The sequence below is a fragment of the Shewanella sp. DNRA4 genome (assembly GCF_012843185.1).
Taxonomy (GTDB): Bacteria; Pseudomonadota; Gammaproteobacteria; order Enterobacterales; family Shewanellaceae; genus Shewanella; species Shewanella xiamenensis.
The window spans coordinates 210374-228384 of sequence record NZ_JABAIP010000007.1 but is presented as its reverse complement, the minus strand read 5'-3'; the positions used below and the strand labels follow the sequence as shown (position 1 = coordinate 228384).

Annotated in this window: 20 protein-coding genes; 11 read left to right on the top strand and 9 right to left on the bottom strand. The window is 43.2% G+C overall.

The genetic code is table 11. The annotated features are described in order from the left end of the window. Nucleotides 1-16: 16 nt before the first annotated feature. A complete protein-coding gene (locus tag HG547_RS09800; RefSeq protein WP_140906875.1) occupies nucleotides 17-811 on the top strand; it encodes a TIGR00266 family protein in 795 nt (264 codons plus the stop codon). 121 nt (nucleotides 812-932) lie between these two features. Here the strand turns inward: HG547_RS09800 and HG547_RS09795 are convergent, their stop codons facing one another. From HG547_RS09795 to HG547_RS09785, 3 genes are all read right to left on the bottom strand, one after another. Then, entirely contained in the window at nucleotides 933-2192 is a 1260-nt protein-coding gene (locus HG547_RS09795; RefSeq protein ID WP_069454783.1) for a hypothetical protein, read from the bottom strand. 443 nt (nucleotides 2193-2635) lie between these two features. After that, nucleotides 2636-2968, bottom strand: coding sequence for a hypothetical protein (locus HG547_RS09790; RefSeq protein ID WP_037425338.1), 333 nt, complete (start codon nucleotides 2966-2968; stop codon nucleotides 2636-2638). Nucleotides 2969-3043: 75 nt separating this feature from the next. Next, entirely contained in the window at nucleotides 3044-3505 is a 462-nt protein-coding gene (locus tag HG547_RS09785) for an EVE domain-containing protein (protein ID WP_037417654.1), read from the bottom strand. Between the two features lie 302 nt (nucleotides 3506-3807). Between HG547_RS09785 and HG547_RS09780 the strand changes: the two genes are divergently transcribed. From HG547_RS09780 to HG547_RS09765, 4 genes are all read left to right on the top strand, one after another. Continuing rightward, nucleotides 3808-4188, top strand: a complete 381-nt coding sequence (locus HG547_RS09780) for a DUF6508 domain-containing protein (protein WP_169547738.1) — start codon at nucleotides 3808-3810, stop codon at nucleotides 4186-4188. 126 nt (nucleotides 4189-4314) lie between these two features. Continuing rightward, nucleotides 4315-6039: an AMP-binding protein gene (locus HG547_RS09775; protein WP_169547737.1), complete on the top strand. Its 1725-nt coding sequence runs from the start codon at nucleotides 4315-4317 to the stop codon at nucleotides 6037-6039. 314 nt (nucleotides 6040-6353) lie between these two features. Continuing rightward, nucleotides 6354-7106 (top strand): transporter substrate-binding domain-containing protein, encoded by a 753-nt coding sequence (locus tag HG547_RS09770; protein ID WP_169547736.1) that lies wholly within the window; start codon nucleotides 6354-6356, stop codon nucleotides 7104-7106. 30 nt (nucleotides 7107-7136) lie between these two features. Continuing rightward, nucleotides 7137-7454 carry an alpha/beta hydrolase gene (locus HG547_RS09765; protein WP_248278731.1) on the top strand — a complete coding sequence of 106 codons (318 nt, stop codon included), beginning with the start codon at nucleotides 7137-7139 and terminating at the stop codon, nucleotides 7452-7454. Between the two features lie 97 nt (nucleotides 7455-7551). Here the strand turns inward: HG547_RS09765 and HG547_RS09760 are convergent, their stop codons facing one another. Continuing rightward, the gene (locus HG547_RS09760; protein ID WP_011072069.1) at nucleotides 7552-7959 is read right to left on the bottom strand and encodes a YccF domain-containing protein; all 408 of its coding nucleotides are present in this window, start codon (nucleotides 7957-7959) and stop codon (nucleotides 7552-7554) included. Nucleotides 7960-8212: 253 nt separating this feature from the next. Here HG547_RS09760 and HG547_RS09755 point away from each other — a divergent pair, with 253 nt between their 5' ends. The 4 genes from HG547_RS09755 (at nucleotide 8213) to HG547_RS09740 (ending at nucleotide 12680) form a co-directional block, all read left to right on the top strand. Continuing rightward, a complete protein-coding gene (locus HG547_RS09755) occupies nucleotides 8213-9163 on the top strand; it encodes a 1-aminocyclopropane-1-carboxylate deaminase/D-cysteine desulfhydrase (RefSeq protein ID WP_169547735.1) in 951 nt (316 codons plus the stop codon). Between the two features lie 95 nt (nucleotides 9164-9258). Then, complete coding sequence (locus HG547_RS09750) at nucleotides 9259-9972, top strand: NUDIX domain-containing protein (protein ID WP_144346321.1); 714 nt, start codon at nucleotides 9259-9261, stop codon at nucleotides 9970-9972. Nucleotides 9973-10309: 337 nt separating this feature from the next. Beyond that, nucleotides 10310-11197 (top strand): ribose-phosphate diphosphokinase, encoded by an 888-nt coding sequence (prs, locus tag HG547_RS09745; protein WP_169547734.1) that lies wholly within the window; start codon nucleotides 10310-10312, stop codon nucleotides 11195-11197. Between the two features lie 7 nt (nucleotides 11198-11204). Next, a complete protein-coding gene (locus tag HG547_RS09740) occupies nucleotides 11205-12680 on the top strand; it encodes a nicotinate phosphoribosyltransferase (protein WP_248278730.1) in 1476 nt (491 codons plus the stop codon). A 156-nt stretch (nucleotides 12681-12836) separates the two neighbouring features. Here HG547_RS09740 and HG547_RS09735 read toward each other — a convergent pair whose 3' ends face one another. From HG547_RS09735 to HG547_RS09715, 5 genes are all read right to left on the bottom strand, one after another. Further along, nucleotides 12837-13097 (bottom strand): hypothetical protein, encoded by a 261-nt coding sequence (locus HG547_RS09735; RefSeq protein WP_169547733.1) that lies wholly within the window; start codon nucleotides 13095-13097, stop codon nucleotides 12837-12839. A 271-nt stretch (nucleotides 13098-13368) separates the two neighbouring features. Then, a complete protein-coding gene (locus tag HG547_RS09730) occupies nucleotides 13369-13542 on the bottom strand; it encodes a hypothetical protein (RefSeq protein WP_011072074.1) in 174 nt (57 codons plus the stop codon). A 523-nt stretch (nucleotides 13543-14065) separates the two neighbouring features. Continuing rightward, nucleotides 14066-14758 carry a ChrR family anti-sigma-E factor gene (locus HG547_RS09725; protein ID WP_169547732.1) on the bottom strand — a complete coding sequence of 231 codons (693 nt, stop codon included), beginning with the start codon at nucleotides 14756-14758 and terminating at the stop codon, nucleotides 14066-14068. Continuing rightward, nucleotides 14751-15419: a sigma-70 family RNA polymerase sigma factor gene (locus tag HG547_RS09720; protein WP_169547731.1), complete on the bottom strand. Its 669-nt coding sequence runs from the start codon at nucleotides 15417-15419 to the stop codon at nucleotides 14751-14753. The genes HG547_RS09725 and HG547_RS09720 overlap by 8 nt, the downstream gene beginning before the upstream one ends. 122 nt (nucleotides 15420-15541) lie before the next feature. Further along, nucleotides 15542-16093 (bottom strand): LON peptidase substrate-binding domain-containing protein, encoded by a 552-nt coding sequence (locus HG547_RS09715; protein ID WP_169547730.1) that lies wholly within the window; start codon nucleotides 16091-16093, stop codon nucleotides 15542-15544. A 96-nt stretch (nucleotides 16094-16189) separates the two neighbouring features. Between HG547_RS09715 and HG547_RS09710 the strand changes: the two genes are divergently transcribed. Both HG547_RS09710 and HG547_RS09705 read left to right on the top strand, forming a co-directional pair. Beyond that, the gene (locus tag HG547_RS09710) at nucleotides 16190-16804 is read left to right on the top strand and encodes a class I SAM-dependent methyltransferase (protein WP_169547748.1); all 615 of its coding nucleotides are present in this window, start codon (nucleotides 16190-16192) and stop codon (nucleotides 16802-16804) included. A 225-nt stretch (nucleotides 16805-17029) separates the two neighbouring features. Further along, nucleotides 17030-17974, top strand: coding sequence for a chemotaxis protein CheV (locus HG547_RS09705; protein ID WP_169547729.1), 945 nt, complete (start codon nucleotides 17030-17032; stop codon nucleotides 17972-17974). The last annotated feature ends 37 nt before the right edge of the window (nucleotides 17975-18011 follow it).

The window sequence follows — 18011 nt, the reverse complement described above, 5'->3', positions numbered from 1 at the left end:
AATAAAGGGGAATCGTATGTCTAGACGTTGTCATGAAGTGGATTATGAAATCATCGGCCACAGTATGCAGTTGGTTGAGGTCGAACTTGATCCCAACGAAACCGTAATAGCCGAAGCGGGGGCAATGAATTATCTGGAGCAGGACATTAGCTTCGAGGCTAAGATGGGCGATGGCTCCGAGCCAGAGTCAGGCTTTTTTGGCAAATTAATGGGTGCGGGTAAGCGGGCGTTGAGTGGGGAGAGCATCTTTATGACGCACTTTACGAACCTCGGACATCAAAAACGCAAAGTCGCCTTTGCCGCGCCTTATCCTGGTACGATTTTGGCGATAGATCTCGCCCAATATGGTGGCGAGCTGGTTTGTCAGAAAGACAGTTTTCTTGCCGCCGCACTCGGAACTCGCGTGAGCATGAAGTTTAACCGCCGCTTAGGTACAGGCTTTTTTGGTGGTGAAGGGTTTATTTTGCAGAGTTTACAAGGCGATGGCATGGCGTTTATCCATGCAGGTGGCACGCTGATTAAAAAGGAACTAAAAGGTGAGACCTTAAGGGTCGATACCGGTTGTCTCGTCGGTTTTACCCCAGGCATTGACTATGATATTGAGCGTGCAGGCTCATTAAAATCGATGTTTTTTGGTGGCGAGGGGTTATTTTTAGCGACCTTAAAGGGCCATGGCACGGTATGGTTGCAGAGTCTGCCGTTCTCGCGTATGGCCGATCGTATTATTGCTCACGCCCCTTCTGCTGGAGGTAGCGACCGCGGTGAAGGTTCAGTCCTCGGCGGTCTTGGTCGTATGATTGATGGACGTTAAGATATCGGTCAAATCGACATAAACTGCACACTCGAGTAATCGCGCTTTCTATTGGTCAGGCATCCCAAACTAGCTTATGGGATGCCTTTTTATTGTCGTTTTTGGTTTACTTAAGCGGGTTTTATTTGTGTTTAAGACCTTGCTGAATGCGCTTTTCAACCTGTCTTGATATCAAATACATCATTAAATAACCTGTGCCTAAGGCCAAAATCACCGCCACAACATTTTCTGTATACAATCGATAAGCGTAGAAAGTACCAATCAGTACGACGATACCACTAAGGCGTATGAGTAGGCTTTGGGTAAAATAGCCATGGGCTTTGAGATTAGCTAACTGATAGCCATTAAGCATCATAAAGATAAAGAACATGGAGAAATGCATTAATACCGGAGCGGCTTTAAGGTATTGCTCAGGAAATAACCAAGCCACCAATGGCTTACTTGCGAATAACATCATCACGAAAAATATTCCGCTGACCCACAACGAAACTTTTGTCAGCCATGATTTGATTTGCTGAACCTCTTCAAAGCGTTTTTCTCGCACGCACACTGCGACTTCGGGTAGTACAAAACGGTAAATGGGGAAGACAAAAAGCAGGGTGAGGTATGTGATCATCGGCCGCACTACCACTTGGAAATCACCCAATTCGTCTATGCTGAAATAAGCAATAGTCAGTAGTACTGTAATGTAAATCATCAAGATACTGGCACCCGCTTCCATCGAGGCGGTCAGACTTTTCTTCATAAATTTGCGTAAATCCGTATCAAAATGCACCGCAGTTAAGGGCGGAGTGGCGATATCCTTGCGCCGTTTGAAGTACATATAGAAGGCAACGATGAGTGATGACAGTGTCATACTGTAAAAGAGTGATGCAATAGCAGTTTGTTGTAACCCATAAAAACAGAATAAAAAGCTGGTGACTTGCGCGAGTGGCTCTAACCAAGTGACTCGATTGGAGATAGCATATAGCCTGTACATGGCAATTTGATTGGTAAAATAGACCTTGAGCCCCATACTCAAAATAATCCCAACCAATTGAAAATATTCTACATTAAGCTGGAGTTTGTGTTTGATATAAGGTAACACGACGCCCCATGCGAGCAGCACCATTGCGATTAAGCTGTAGCGGAATATATTAGTGATATCCACATCTTGCTTGGTTTGAGAGTAGGTTACTACCATAGAAGAGCGAAACCCTGTCATCAGGATCAGTGATAACGAAATGATATCGATAACAGTGTGATAGAGTGCAAGATCAGCTTTGACTACCCATTGTGCTAACCAAAGTTTAAATAGAAAACCCACGACAATACTGGCCAGCGATGCCCAAAAACCTGCAACAATCGCTTGCTTAACCCGTTGAAGTGAAGTTTGTTCCATATTCAAAATCCAGCGTTAGTTTGCGATCATTATGTGGATGGGATGCATGCAATTTGGCTTGTGCGTCAAGCACATCATCCCATAAGGTTCGCGACATAATGGCTTTTTTGATGCTTGTTTTATTGAGTTTAAGCTGTGTTGTACGCGAAGGTTTTAAGATGCTTAGCATCGATACGGCTTCAGTTATTGCACGCCACGGCAGCCGTTTCATCTTATATTTATGCGCAGCTTAATATTTGCAGAGTCTAACATCCTACCGATTTTCGACCAAACAGCAGAGCGTAAAGATATGATAAACATCAGCATGTTGCTTAGATGTAACACTTGTTATTAATGTGCCGATAACGATGTAGTCATCGGAATCAACTTAAGGTGAGATAAAAGCATTGGCTAAAATGTTGGCACTCTCAAAAATAGTTGAGCGTGCCAACGAATGATCTGCACTAATCAGTAATGATATTGACGATATCGAGGATCTTGCGACTCTTTTCATCCAATTTAATAATTGCACCCTCGACTTGGATACTGATCCTTCCCTCTCTATCTAAGGGCACAACAATACGTCCGCGGTCATAAATATCGTAATCTAAGATATCACCACGGTGCAGTTTTTTCTGCCAACCTGGAGGGAGAGGCTGACCCTTATCTACTTTCTTCTGTAGGCCAGGAGGTAAGCCAGTATCTCTCTTGTCATGTTCAGGTTTCGCCAAAGTGACCGACGGGGCTAGCAGACTGAGCACGACCCCACCCATTAGTGTTGCAGTTAATTTATTCATACTCACTTCCTTGGGTATTGCATTGTTAGGGCCAATCTAGCTTAGCTTAAATGAACTTTAGCTGAATATATGCCATTAACATCTGAGCATCAGTACGGCTTGCCATTGCTCGGCGGTAACGGGTTGAATACTTAGCCGTGAGCCTTTCGATACTAGGTACATATCAGCTAACTGCGGCAAGCTTTTAATTAAGCTGAGAGGAATAATTTCTTTGAATTGTTCCACAAAGCGAATATCGACCCTTAGCCATCTTGGGTTGCTAGGATCTGACTTAGGATCAAAATACTTTGATTCTGGATCAAAGGCCGTACTATCCGGGTAGGCGTTCGTGACGACTTCGGCAATGCCGACAATACCGGGTACTTTGCAGCTTGAATGATAGAAGAAGACCTGATCGCCAATTTGCATGGCATCGCGCATAAAGTTACGTGCTTGGTAGTTACGGATCCCAAACCAAGCTTCGGTTTGATTAGGCCTTGCTTTAAGATCTTCGATACTAAATTCGTCGGGTTCCGATTTCATAAGCCAGTAATTCATTTTGTGTCCTTTTACTGAAATAACAGTCTTATCGCGTTAATTCCTTGAGTTTATCTTAGTTTTTACTGACCTCCCAGTTAACTGTATTGATGGCTGCGTATTTTGAACCGTTAAGTCAGTGTTCAGTTAACACCGCTTACCCTGTCATCACTATCGAGTCTGGTATGACTGATGCTGCAATTGCAGCAATGCAATATCACAACTCAATACAAGCAAAGTTGACGAGTTTAGGTTAAACCCAAGCGAATTTTTCAATCCCTAGCTTATAAATAAGAGTAATGTTGAAATCAGTGAGGTGTGCTATGGAAGCTTCAACAATGACGACAGACTGTGGTTTATACACTAAATATCTTAAGGATTTCACTGCTGGTGATGCGAGTTTACACCGTGATCGCATGTTGGAATTTATTAGCGATTTAACCGCTCAGGGCTGGTTACTTGCTAATTTTACTTGGGATTATTGGTATAATAACAGTTACTTGGTGGATAAGCCTGCTTATATCGGTGATGCCAGTGTGGCCCAATGCCGCCTATTATTGACCGCAATGACACGTTTAGAGGTTTTTAGCCCAGGGGTGTTAGAGAATATGCGCCGCCAAGGAGTGCTACTGGCGATTATGGAGCGTCTGCAGTGTTTAGAGGCACCAACATCCAATAACCAAGATGTATTTATGAGCCGTTAATCGGGCTTTAGGGAAAGGGGATGACCTTACTCTTTAGTCTAATACTGGATTTTTTTACTTGTGACATGTTCCGTGGATTGGTTAGTTTTGACCACGCTAACCATAATAAAAAGCACGGAGGCCTTAATGTCTGCTTCAAAGACTCAAGCAACAAATCAACCTACTAGTCCACTTAAATATAGTGAGTTTCGGGGAGCTAACGCCCCAAAACTTGTTGAAAAAACCATAGGACAATACCTTAACGATATTGCTAACACCTATCCCGAACAGTTAGCCGTTGTCGTTAACCATCAAAATATTCGCTGGAATTACCGTCAATATCTTGCACAAATCGATGCGCTTGCAACAGGTTTACTCAAATTAGGCATAGGTCCAGGAGACCGCGTCGGTATTTGGTCACCCAATAATATTGAGTGGTGTTTAACCCAATTTGCTACTGCCAAAATTGGCGCCATCATGGTGTGTATTAACCCCGCTTATCGCCCTGAAGAATTACAATATGCCTTGACTAATGTGGGGTGTCGCGCGGTGATCTGCGCTGATAAATTCAAGTCCAGCAACTACTTGCAGATGATCTACCAGCTGGCGCCTGAACTTAAGCAGTGCGCTGCGGGTCAATTGCAGGCTAAGGCATTACCAGAGTTGCAATTTGTGATCCGCATGGGAGCTGAAAAGTCTCCCGGCATGTTGAACTTCGATGATTTATTAATCGAGGTGAGCGAAGATGATAAAGCAATGCTTGCGCGTATTGCCAATGAACTCAGCCCCTATGATGCGATTAATATCCAATTTACCTCTGGCACAACGGGTAGCCCAAAGGGGGCGACCTTATCGCACCATAACATCTTGAATAACGGTTATTTAGTGGCCGAGGCGATGAGGTTTACCTGTGATGATAAGCTCTGTATCCCCGTACCTTTGTACCATTGTTTTGGTATGGTGCTAGGTAATCTCGTTTGCTTGGCTAAGGGCGCTGCGGCCATATTTCCGGGAGATTCTTTCGATCCTCTCACGACCTTAGAAGTGATTGAGCGTGAGCGTTGCACCGCATTACATGGTGTCCCTACAATGTTTATTGCCGAGTTAGAACATCCTGAATTTAAACGTTTTGATCTCAGTTCGTTGCGTACGGGCGTGATGGCGGGTGCGACTTGTCCTGAAGAGGTTATGCGTCGTGTACAGCAGTTGATGTATATGCAGGAGGTGTTAATCGGCTATGGCCAAACCGAGTGTAGTCCGTTAAATCACATTACTGAAATCGATTCTCCAGTGGAGAAGCGTGTTCTCACCGTTGGTCGGGCGTTACCCCATACTGAAGTGAAAATTGTCAATGAGTTTGGCGAAGTGCTGCCGATTAATCAGCCCGGTGAAGTCTGTAGCCGAGGATATTGCATCATGCAATGTTATTGGAATGATCCTGAAAAAACCGCCGCCACAATTGACAGTGAAGGTTGGTTACATTCGGGCGATATTGGCCAAATGGATGAGCAAGGTTACGTGCAAATTGTGGGGCGGATTAAGGATATGATTATTCGCGGGGGCGAGAATATCTATCCCCGTGAAATTGAAGAAAAACTCTATACCCACAAAGATGTGCAAGATGCTGCTGTGTTTGGTGTCCACAGTGATAAATATGGTGAGGAAGTCTGTGCGTGGATTAAAGTCCGCTCAGGGGCGTCGATTACTGAGGAGGATATTCGTCATTTCCTTACCGAAAAGTTCGCCTATTTTAAAGTGCCACGTTATATCAAATTTGTGGACCAATACCCGATGACCGTTACGGGTAAAATCCAAAAATTTAAAATGCGTGAGCTGATGTATCAAGAGCTGTACGAAGATATTAATGCCTAAAGGCATAAACTCTCAAACCGACCCAAGCCTGAACGCTTGGGTTTATTTTTATATGGCTATCTATGCTTAAGGATAACATTGTCGCATTACCATAAGGTTTTCCTTGAGTCTTCCCCTTGTCGTAAAGATGTCGTTTTTGGCGTCGATAGTTCTGCCTACTCCGAACATTGCTGTCTTAGCGTGGTTCGACAAGGCTAAACAGATAACAATTATTCGCTGTACCTATAGGTATGGCTGATTATACTGAATAGAGTTAAACCGATGAGCTATTTGTTTTTTTAGCGATTAATAGATGAGTCTTTGATGGAGGCATTATGATCCGCTGGTGCCCACTGATGTTTAGTTGCCTATTAACCGTGGCAAATACGACATTTGCTGACACGCTGAAGCTAACGTCATTACTTTGGCCGCCGTATTCCGGCTATCAACTCCAGCACCAAGGCGCGAGTGTTGCGGTGGCTAAGGCGGCGTTTGAGCAAATGGAACAACAACTTATCGTGGATTTTTACCCTTGGAGCCGTGCGATTAAATTAGCCGTTATGCCAGGCTCTGACTACATTGGCTATTTTCCAGAATATTATTTTGAAACCGATAAGTTTATTTTTTCTAAACCGATTGGTATTAGCCCATTAGGTATTGTTGAGCAAAAATCCCGTCCCATTAGTTGGCATCATTTAGCCGATTTGAATCGTTATACTTTAGGTATTGTGCAAGATTATGTGAATACCGACTCGCTGGATGTAATGATTGCTTCAGGGAGTCAACCTGTTGAAGCGGCAACATCCGATGAGCAAAATATCAAAAAGGTGGCGGCTGGTCGTATTGACGGCGCTGTGATTGATATTAATGTGCTGCATTATCTACTTAAACAACCCCACCTTCAGCCGCTCGCAGATAAGTTACAGGTCAATCGACAACTGATTGCCAATAAACAACTTTATGTCGCGTTTCGTAATACAGAAGAGGGACGGCGTTGGCGGGATATTTTTGATCAAGGTTTAGCGAAGCTCGATATTGATAGCATTATGGGCGATTTGTTATTTCAGCAAGAAGCCTTAAGTCAGTAATGCTATTTTGCACCTAACCAAAGCTGTGAGATGACAAGTTTTGTCATCATTTTGTCTAACACCGCGAGTAATCAGTTGTGGGCGGCATTTCATTATCGCGGCTCAGCATGTTTATGTGTGCCAGTAAGTATTTTGTCGGGTGATCGCGATGGGTTAGTCAAGATCCAAACCAGCAGGGCATTGGTACAATATTTTAAGGTCGACTTAGTTGTGTTGGCCTATTGTGGTCATGACATCACCATAGATGCGCCAGCTAAACTGGCGCATTATCTCTTTGAAATCATCTGCTCACCGGAGCAGGATACGGGTGATCAGTTTGCTGATAGCGCTGATTTACTCAATGAATAGCAGAATTAGTGCAATCGCTGCCGAACTATGCATCAGCACTACCCACAGATGCTGAGTAGTGCTGAGTGATATGCCTTACGCCTTGCGATCATGGTTATTACGCTTTCGCTACTATGGTTTGCCCAATCGGCGTTAGGCTTAACAGCGCCAGCTTAAGATGTTGGATCCCGAAAGGGATACCGATAATCGTCACAAAGCAGGCAAGAGCATGGGCCAAATGACCAATAGCCAACCAAATCCCAAACAGTAAGAACCAAATGATATTGCCCACCATGCCAAAGGCGCCTGTTCCTAAATCTTCACGGCCAGTTAAATGACGGCGATTCATTTGTTCTTGTCCAAAGGGCCAGAAGGTCAATTCACCAATCACAAAGCAGGCGCGACCAAAGGGAATACCGATAATACTGATAAAACACAGAATCCCCGCAAGCCACCAGGCTAGGCCCATCACAAATCCACCAAGGACAAACCAAGCAATATTGAAAATTAACCGTAGTAATGACATTGAAAACTCCTTATCGAATCCAAAATCTGTGCGACAGAAACAACATCCACACTCGAAATTATTAATTGATGCTTAAATGTCATAAGCGAGAATTATGCCAAAATATTTTTCATTAATAATCAATGGCATATTATAGTTTATGCCTCTACGGATTGTGAGTTAAGCTAATATTTCGTGAATTTCCTTAATTCTTAGGAAGAATTTAGCCAAGCCCGCGTTACACTAAACACCTTATCTCCCCTTGAGTAAATAAATGCTAGTTAATAGTCCCGTCGAATCATTTTCTTTTGCAGGCAGAGAGATCTTTCTTAAAAGAGATGATTTATTACATCCTGCTTTTAGTGGTAATAAGGCGCGTAAGTTTGCCTACTTTCTAGACCATGATTTTGCTGGTGTGACTAAGGTGATTGGTCATGGCTCCGCGCAGGCTAATTCTCTGTATTCGCTTTCGGCGCTCGCCAAACTCAAAGGCTGGCAGTGTGATTTTTATGTGGACCATATTGCTAGCCACGTACTGACTTTACCGACAGGGAACTATGCCGCAGCTATCTCCAATGGTACACAGGTTATTGATTTATCAAGCCTGATAGCAGCTAATCCTTTTCTTCAGCGTGAGTCTAAGTGGACTTGCCATGACTACATTGAGCATCAAGTTCTGGCTGCTGAGCCTGACGCTTTATTTATTCCGGAAGGCGGGCGCTGTCAGTATGCGGAGTATGGTGTCAGTCTGTTAGCCGTTGAAATTGAGACTTGGGCAATGCAACAGGGACTGACTGAACTGAAAGTGTTTTTACCTGCGGGAACGGGAACCACGGCATTATTTTTAAACCAATATTTTGTGCGTAAGCAAAGTCACATTCGAGTGCTTACCTGCGCGGTTGTCGGTGGCGATGAGTATTTAGCGCAGCAGTTTTATGAGTTAAATCCTAACGCTGCTGAGCATCCACAGATTTTGAATGTGGGGAAGAAATACCACTTTGGTAAACTCTATCCTGAGTTTTATGCCATGTGGCAGCGGATTTGCGCCTCAGGTATTCAATTTGAATTACTCTACGATCCCTTAGGTTTTATGGTGTTAGAAAAATATTTACCGCAGTGGGGCGCAAGCCCTGTGATGTATATCCATCAAGGTGGTTTGCTTGGAAATGAAACCATGTTGCCACGTTATTTGCGTAAATTTGGTAAAAGTCGTACGACCCTATAGAGCAGATGATTTACTTAGTGACGCTAAGACATAATATGTTTGAAGCGACGTAATCTCTAAGTTAAGCTTACGACGTCAAACGATGGAAAATACTCATGACTGAAGCGGAATATCTCGCCAATTACGATCCTAAGGCTTTTAAGGCTCAGCTACTGACGGTTGATGCCGTATTATTTACCTATCATGATCAGCAACTTAAAGTACTCTTAGTACAACGCTCAAATCATCCTTTTTTAGGTTTTTGGGGATTACCCGGAGGATTTATCGATGAACATTCCGATCAATCCCTAGAGGAAGCGGCGTTACGCAAATTGCAGGAAAAAACGGCGGTAGTGCCACCTTATATTGAGCAGCTTTGCACTGTCGGTAATAGTCACCGCGATGTGAGAGGCTGGTCAGTGACCGTGTGTTATACCGCGTTAATGAGTTATCAAGCCTGCCAAACCCAGATTGATTCAGTGAGTGATGTTAAGTGGTGGCCGTTAGAGGATGTGTTACAGATGCCCTTGGCGTTTGATCATCTGCAATTAATTGAGCAAGCTCGCGAACGTTTAACCCAGAAAGCCTTGTATTCTTTAGTACCAGGATTTGCGCTGGCTGAACCTTTTACCTTGCCAGAACTACAACATGTGCATGAAGTCTTACTGGGTAAGCCTATCCAAGGTAAATCGTTCCGTCGACGGGTTGAGCAGGCCGATTTATTGATTGATACGGGCTTAAAACGTACTGAGCGTGGCCGTCCTGCCAATTTATACCGTTTGAAGTCGGATACTGCATCTTATCGATTCTTAAGAAATTTAGAATGTTAGTCAAAGTGTTTGCCGCTTAAAGTGGTTACCCATAGCAATAATAGTGACAGATTATGCGGTACATACAGTTAGGTTGAGTTATCAGGGTTTATGTAGCCGTCGATGTTGTCGTAATACGTCCATTCTTTACTATCGATACCCATTTCCCCATCATCATAGCTAAATTGCGCATAGTGTCTTAAAGACATTATATGCAATTTAGGTATATTCCTTAGCATTATCCGATAAAAAATAGTCTAAAAATCAACTTTACATAATAGTGTCTATAAGACACTATTGCTTGCAGACAACAAGATTGCTGTATATCACAGCGATCTTGCACAGACAGGAGGTGAATATGTCTCTAGGTATTCAAATGCATCAAGGCACAGTTAACTCACCACATCAGCAAGCTGATTTTTATCGACTTCCAGCCGCTAGCGATGAGGCTAATTACCGTTTATTTCAATTTGGTGCGGGGGAGAATCATGTTCAACTGCTGGTTCCTCCAGCGAAACGCGTCACACTCTTTTTCGGTTATCGTGGCGATCATTCCATCATGCAGCTCTTGTTGTTAACCGATGCATTACGCCGCAGCGGTGCAGAGCAGATTGATCTGTTACTGCCTTATATGCCGGGCGCCCGCCAAGATAGAGTCTGTAATGTGGGAGAGGCCTTATCGGTAAAAGTCTATGCCAGCCTGATTAATCAGCAGCAATATGCTTCAGTCAGTGTTTTTGACCCACACAGCGATGTCACCGCCGCATTGTTAGACCGAGTGCAGGTAATTGGCAACCATAGCTTTGTCGCTGCAATCGCGGCTCAATTGACCGGTGATCTAGTGTTAGTTTCGCCTGATGCGGGGGCGAATAAGAAAGTATTCGGCTTAGCTAAGGCGTTACAGGGAATGCCGGTGATCAGGGCCGATAAACATCGTGATGTGGTCAATGGCCATATTATCGCTACCGAAGTGTTCTGTGATGATTTATCGGGTAAAACCTGCTTAATCGTTGATGATATTTGTGCTGGTGGCAGAACCTTTATCGAACTTGCCATCAAGTTAAAGCAAAAAGGGGCCCAAAGCGTCATTTTGATCGTGTCACATTATGAAGATAAGGCCAGCGAATCGGCTCTGCGTGAGGCGGGCATAGACAGATTATTTTGTACCGATAGTTTAGGTGTCCCCACACATATTTCGAGCGAGTTCTGTCATTGCCATGCTGTTTTGCGTTTTATGAATCATTAAGGAAAATATGATGTACTTGAATCCCGTTACCGCCATTGATGGCTACAAAGTCGACCACCGTCGTCAATATCCTGATAATACTCAAGTGATTTTTAGTAACTTGACCGCCCGTAAATCCCGTCGTGGTTATACTGAGCAGATGGTATTTTTTGGTCTGCAATATTTTATCAAGCATTACTTAATTGACAGTTGGAACCGTGATTTCTTTCAACAGTCCAAAGAGCAAGTGATTCGCCAATTCTCCCGCCGCATTAATAACTATCTTGGGCCAAATAATGTCGGTACTCAGCATATTGAGGCGTTACATGATTTAGGCTATTTACCCATTAAAATCATGGCATTGCCTGAAGGCTCAGTGTATCCCTTAAAAGTGCCTTGCCTGGTTTTGTACAATACCGATGAGCGGTTCTTTTGGTTGACCAATTATCTCGAAACGATGCTTTCTGCCAATGTGTGGGGAATGTGTACTAGCGCCACTACCGCGCTGCAATACCGCAAAATATTTGAGACTTACGCGCTAGAAACCGATGGTGACATCGCATTTGTTGATTGGCAGGGCCATGATTTTAGTTTCCGCGGCATGTATGGTGCAGAGGCTGCGGTAATGAGCGGCGCCGCCCATCTACTCAGTTTTACGGGCACAGATACCATTCCCGCGATTGATTTTCTTGAACAATATTATCTTGCAGACAGTGATAAGGAACTCGTTGGCGGCAGTGTGGCCGCAACGGAGCACAGTGTGATGTGTGCGGGTGGTATGGAGAATGAATTAGAGACGTTCCGCCGTCTGATTGAAGATATTTATCCTAGCGGCATTGTCAGTATCGTTTCTGATTCTTGGGATTTTTGGCTGGTGATGACAGAGTTCACCGTTGCCTTAAAAGACCGCATTCTTGCCCGTGAGGGCAAAGTGGTGTTTAGGCCTGATACGGGTTGTCCGGTGAAGATCATTTGTGGCGATCCACAAGCAGCTATGGGGAGTCCTGAGTATAAAGGCGCTATCGAGTGTTTGTGGGATGTCTTTGGGGGCAGCACAACTGCCAAAGGTTACAAATTACTCGATAGCCATGTCGGACTGATTTATGGCGACTCAATCACCATTGAACGGGCTGAAGCCATTTGTGCTGGCTTAAAGGCTAAAGGTTTTGCATCAACCAATATTGTGTTTGGAATTGGCAGTTTTACCTATCAACACGTGACCCGAGATACTGACGGGTACGCGGTGAAAGCGACCTTTGCGAAAGTTGATGGTAAAGACAGAGAAATATTTAAAGATCCTAAAACCGATGATGGCACTAAAAAATCCGCTAAGGGATTAGTGGCGGTATTTAAAGATGCGCAAGGTCAATTTTATCTTAAAGATCAAGCAAGCTGGCAAGATGTTAACCATTGCGAATTTGTCCCCGTATTTGCCGATGGTGAATTATTAACTGAATATTCTTTGGCAGATATTCGCGCAAGATTGGCAGCGTCTCGTTGTTAACGATGTAAATCCCTTTCTACAATGAGATAGAAAATAGGCTGGCAATGCGGTTTTTATGTGAATACGCTTGCCAGTCAACTTAAATCATACTGGATGTCATGACGGCTGTTATTGCTAAATGCGCTAGTCACATAATAAAACGATGAGAACAAAAGGCTAAGAGACTAGCTGGTTTCGTTTAAGAATTTTATAGGTGCGACGGCCAATGTTTTCGAGGTTTTTTAAATCTTTTAGGCTGGGTACCGCATCGGAATATTGCCAATAGCTGATTTCTGCATCGAGCATTTCAAGCATTTTTTTCGAACAACCTAAACATTCGCCTTGGCACATTCGTGCTTCATCTAAATTCAGCGGAATTGTTTGCTGGATTTGCGCGATAAGCTGTTGCATAGCGGTTTTGGTATTCGGTTTTGACATAAAAATACTTCACAGTCAGAAAGTGTGAACATATTAGCAGAAGCGAAAATTGATAGAATTGATCTAGATTAATACACATTTGGTTCAGCGTGTATCCATGTGAGCTAGATACTGGCTGAACCAAACGAGTTCGTCATATCGACGTGAAGGGATAGCAAATCGTGATATTTGGCTATCGATAAAGGCGAGTTGATTTCGGTATTGCGAGGAGAATGGAAACCGAAAAAACCAACATGCCATTATGTGTACTCGATGAGTACTTAATTCAGACTTATTTATTTGACGACAAAAGCCATTTCATAAAGTTTAAGGCTTCGGTACGTTTTGAAAACGTCTGTCTGTTTTTACCTTGTCTATCGGTAAAAGCAATTGAAGTTTTGTTGACTGAAATTGAATCTACAGGGAAGTTCACTGTGATTTCATGTCCGTTAATTTTGTATGACATAGGCCACACTCCTTTTAATTAAATTCACCCTTAGGTGAGCAAGTAATAACGATAAAATATCCTTAGCATAATTGCGAAAGATGATACTAATGAGTCTTGAGGTTACCCATTCCACCATGATTAATCAAGAGATGCTGTATTGATAACTAATGCAAATCAGCGATTGTGTCAATGGAATATCCCAATTAAACCAGTTAAACATAGTCAAGTGACAGTACTATGACATTGGACGAATTAAAGAGTTCATTTTTTTGAGTTAATGTTGAAAGTCATTAACCCATTATTTTTGCAGGACTTACTTGTAGTAGGCTTTCTTTGTGAGGATCAAGTTTGATACAAGTCAAACTGATATAAAAAGGGTAACAACAAGATACTTCTCAAAACGCGGTGCAGTATAACAGTAAATTACCCGCTGGCAAGTGTAATTTTTGCTCAGCGAGTAATGTTTTTATATTGTTTCTTTTGTTGCTATTTTGTGGGTTAGCTTTTTAGCTATTTTTCACTATTCGATGTGTAACTGACTTTAGTAAATCAGCTCACCAATAGGGTTTAATAATTTGCTTAATCCCTTAGTGAAATAGAGCGGTGCGTCCAACACTGTGTAACATAAACATCCCGTTTGAGTTGTGGGAGAATGCTGTGTATTACCATCTAAGATAATAAAGTCGCCAGGAACATAATTACCTGATGAGTCCGAAAATTCGCCCGCCAATAATAACGTCAACTCAATCCCTTTATGGGTATGCTGTGGGATTTCACCTAGCGCTTCAATATGCAATAAACTGGCGCGAGTATTTTTTTCATCTAGGTCGAATCGCATCCGACTGACTTTACCAATTTGTTGCCATGGCTGTGCAATATGCTGCCGAAACACCCTAGGGAGTTCGTATCGGATATTTTTATGGTTAACACTCACTGAAGATTCTATGTAGGGTTCATGCATAGTGCTTTCGGGAAGCGCCATAATGTTCGATAACATTTGTTGCCAGGGATCATTATCGACGACATCAATCTCATTTGACGCGTTGTGTTGAACCGCATTATCACTGGGGGAAACAAAAGCGAGTTTGGCCGCTTCTTCAGTCAATTTAGCTACTTGAGTTTGGCATTTTTGGCATAAGGCACAATGCGCAGCAACAGCGATAGACATCGACAAAGGGAGCTGACCTTGAGCATGGGCCTGAAGTAATTCTGCATGGGGGTGATGTTTAATCATGTTGTGTCTCCAAAAAGCTTTTAAGCTTTTCTAACCCCAATCTGAGTCGCGATTTAATGGTGCCAATGGGGACTTTTAAGGCATCAGCCAATTCTTGCTGGGTGAGTTCTTGCATATAAATGCCTTGTACGACTTGACGTTGAGCAAGGGGCAGGGCATCTAAATGAGCGAGTAACTTGGCGGTCAATTTATGGTCAGGGTTGTTATCTTGGCTAACCGCAACGTCATACAGTGGCCAGATATCATCGCCAAATGCATCTTCACGGTTGTGCTGCACCCGCCTGAGCATATCGAAGCATTGGTTACGCATAATGGTAAATACCCACGTTGCGACAGAACCTTTATCTGCATTGTATAAATGAGATTTAGTCCAAACGATGGTCATCGTTTCTTGAACTAAATCCATGGCGAGGCCTTGTTGATTTAATCGTTGCAGACCAAATGCCCGAATTTTGGGCATAAAGTGACTGAACAAATAGCCAAATGCCGCTTTGTCCCGTTGATTAGCAACTTTGATGATGGCGCTCACTAAGGGATCTGCATCCGTTTTATGCTCATCGGCAATCAAATTATGGTTATCGTTTTCCATAGCTATTTCGATAGGGGGCGATAACTGCCTATCATAGCGATTTTGCGCTGAATGTGATTGAAAATTTTCCATTATTGAGCTCTTCATTTAAGGTTCAATCCCGTTCGAACATGGCTTCAAATCCTGCTTCGCTGTCAATGTTCGATAAGCATGCAGACCAATACGCAGTGCCTTAGAAATTGGATCACTGAAAATTATTTTATAACGGTTCTTAATAAATCCAGTGTGAGCTGGTGGTCGAGCACATTAATGCAGGTGTACTTTTCCGCTGAACGTATGGGTAAAATTTCAAGCCAGCGTTGGCAAACCCATGCAATATCATCAAATTGTGCCGCTTGATATTGTTGTAGGTGCTTTGGGTACTCTTTCAGAATATTTTGCAACATATCACTGAGATAACGCTCATTTTTTTGAATCTGTGCTGCTGGCCAGTTATCAATTAGACTGATTTGCGCGCGCTTTAAACCATCGGACTCCACATTGATGTCGCCGAGAGTAAATCGTTGTTTCCCTTCAATGCTGACACCTAACATGCCATCAGGTAAGGTCTCAAAGTCAATGATATGCACTAGAGTACCAATTGGATAAAGCGTGCTATTTTCCTCTGAGGTCATACACAGGCCAAAACCATCGCCTGATTTAAGTGATTCAGCCACCAATCGTTTATATCGAGGTTCAAAAATTCGTAATTGAGTATATCCCTCAGGTAATAAACAGATGGGTAATGGAAAAAGAGGTAATTTCATAGTGGCCTCGGGTGAACTTAAGTTTCTATCATTACGTACCATCATCAGAATTTGATCAGTGTTTCAAGCAACAGCCTACTCATTTAAGGGGATATGATGAAGTTAAATCCATTCGAGAAAAAGCTGGTTCAGCATCCGCTGCGTTTTTGGTTGCAAAACCATATTGAAGCACCATTATTGACCTCAATGATGCCTAAACCGCTTGTGTATATTCAACAGGCGCTCGAAATTGGTTGTGGTTTTGGCAATGGTATTCATTTGATCCGTGAGCATTTTGGTGCAGAGCATGTTACCGCGGTGGACCTCGACCCTGAGATGGTGAGTGCTGCTAAGGCCCGCTGGCGGTCTTCAGCCCATGGGCTCGAACAGCTCGACTTTAGTGTTGCCGATGCAACCGCATTACCTTTTAAGGATGCACAGTTTGACATCGTGTTTAATTTTGCGGTGTTCCACCATATTCCTGACTGGCAATCCGCGATTGTTGAAGTCGCCAGAGTATTAAAGCCGAACGGGTATTTTGTGATAGAAGATCTTTACCGTGCCGCGATTTGTAATCCACTGAGTCGCCGGTTGTTTGAGCATCCGCAGCAGAATCGATTTGACCATCAGCAATTATTGCATATGCTTCGCCAAGCGGGGTTTAAGATTGTATGTGACAGGAATCTGTTTAATTTGAGCGGTATGGTGCTGGTTCAAAAGGGTTTTGCTTAAACCTTAAGGTCTTTATATCGCTGAATATTGAATTGAGCATGGGTTGATTGTTTGTTCTGTAAACTGCTTGCCCGAGAAATGAGCAGTTTTCGCATCAGAGTGATTGTAATTTTTAGATAAAATCGACATATCACATGGTTCTCATTGCGAGTTTGCCGCTATAATTTAGCTTAATCCTTAGCAGCTGAGGGAAGGCCTTCCTCCCCAGAGTAGAGAAGTCGCATTATGGCAAATGTCTTGGCAACGGTAGATCAACGCACCAATCTCGTCGGTGAAAATCGGCTTGAACTGCTGCTGTTTCGCATTAATTCGATGCAGCTATTTGCGATTAACGTCTTTAAAGTTAAAGAAGTCGTTAAACTACCACACCTTAACGCTATGCCTGGGAGCCATCAGCATATTTCTGGTGTAGCCAATATTCGGGGAATGTCTATTCCGGTGATTGATTTGCGTTCGGCCATTGGTTTCAAACCTGTGCCGCCAGATGATAATGCCAATATGATCATCACTGAATATAACCGCAGTGTGCAGGGATTTTTAGTCGGTAAAGTCGAGCATATTATCAATATGACGTGGAGTGATATTATGCCGCCGCCGAAAACAGCGGGTCGGAATAATTATCTTACCGCAATCACCCGAATCGAGTATCAAGGCCAGTCGCAATTGGTATCAATTATCGATGTGGAGAAGGTGCTGGCTGAAATTGTCCATTACGATATTAGCCTATCTGAAGGTGTGTTAGATGAGAGCTTGTTAGACAAAATGCCCGGCCGGAAAATATTGATTGTAGACGATTCGTCGACGGCAAGGCGGCAAGTGCGTGAAACGCTTGGCCAATTGGGTATTGAAATTATCGAAGCCTCCGATGGGTTGCAGGCGTTACATTTACTGCAAAAATGGCGCGATGAAGGTAAGAATGTCGCCAAAGAACTGCTCATGATGATCACCGATGCCGAAATGCCTGAAATGGATGGTTACAAACTGACCTATGAAGTCCGTAATGATAAGGCTATGGCGGACTTATTTATCACGCTAAATACTTCGCTGAGTGGTAGCTTTAACAATGCGATGGTGGAGAAGGTGGGCTGTGATCGTTTTATTTCTAAATTCCAACCTGATTTACTGGTTGAAGTCGTACAGGACAGATTAAAACAAGTTCTCGGTAAATAACTTCATCTAAACGAGTCGGCTGCCTTTACAAACATAA